Annotated in this window: 4 tRNA genes; all 4 read left to right on the forward strand. The window is 49.0% G+C overall.

What is annotated here, in order from left to right:
• Window positions 1–13 precede the first annotated feature (13 nt).
• The 4 genes from N0K73_RS08260 to N0K73_RS08275 all read left to right on the forward strand — a co-directional run bounded on the left by N0K73_RS08260 (window position 14) and on the right by N0K73_RS08275 (window position 356).
• Window positions 14–84 (forward strand) — tRNA-Gly (locus tag N0K73_RS08260).
• 13 nt (window positions 85–97) lie between these two features.
• Window positions 98–172: transfer RNA gene (locus tag N0K73_RS08265), tRNA-Ile, on the forward strand.
• A gap of 13 nt (window positions 173–185) precedes the next feature.
• A tRNA-Ser gene (locus N0K73_RS08270) sits at window positions 186–273 on the forward strand.
• 11 nt (window positions 274–284) lie between these two features.
• Window positions 285–356: transfer RNA gene (locus N0K73_RS08275), tRNA-Glu, on the forward strand.
• Window position 357 lies beyond the last annotated feature (1 nt).

Below are 357 nucleotides of genomic sequence, written 5' to 3' on the forward strand. Positions count from 1 at the left end.
ATTTATATATTTTGCGGGTGTAGTTTAGTGGTAAAACCACAGCCTTCCAAGCTGTTGTCGCGAGTTCGATTCTCGTCACCCGCTTTTTTATGATTTTGGGCCTATAGCTCAGCTGGTTTAGAGCGCACGCCTGATAAGCGTGAGGTCGATGGTTCGAGTCCATTTAGGCCCATCAATTATTTTATGGAGAAGTACTCAAGTGGCTGAAGAGGCGCCCCTGCTAAGGGTGTAGGTCGTGAAAATGGCGCGAGGGTTCGAATCCCTCCTTCTCCGTTTTAGTTTATGACCCGTTGGTCAAGTGGTTAAGACACCGCCCTTTCACGGCGGTAACATGGGTTCAAATCCCGTACGGGTCAG

Source organism: Dellaglioa algida, from assembly GCF_030127605.1.
Taxonomy (GTDB): domain Bacteria; phylum Bacillota; class Bacilli; order Lactobacillales; family Lactobacillaceae; genus Dellaglioa; species Dellaglioa algida.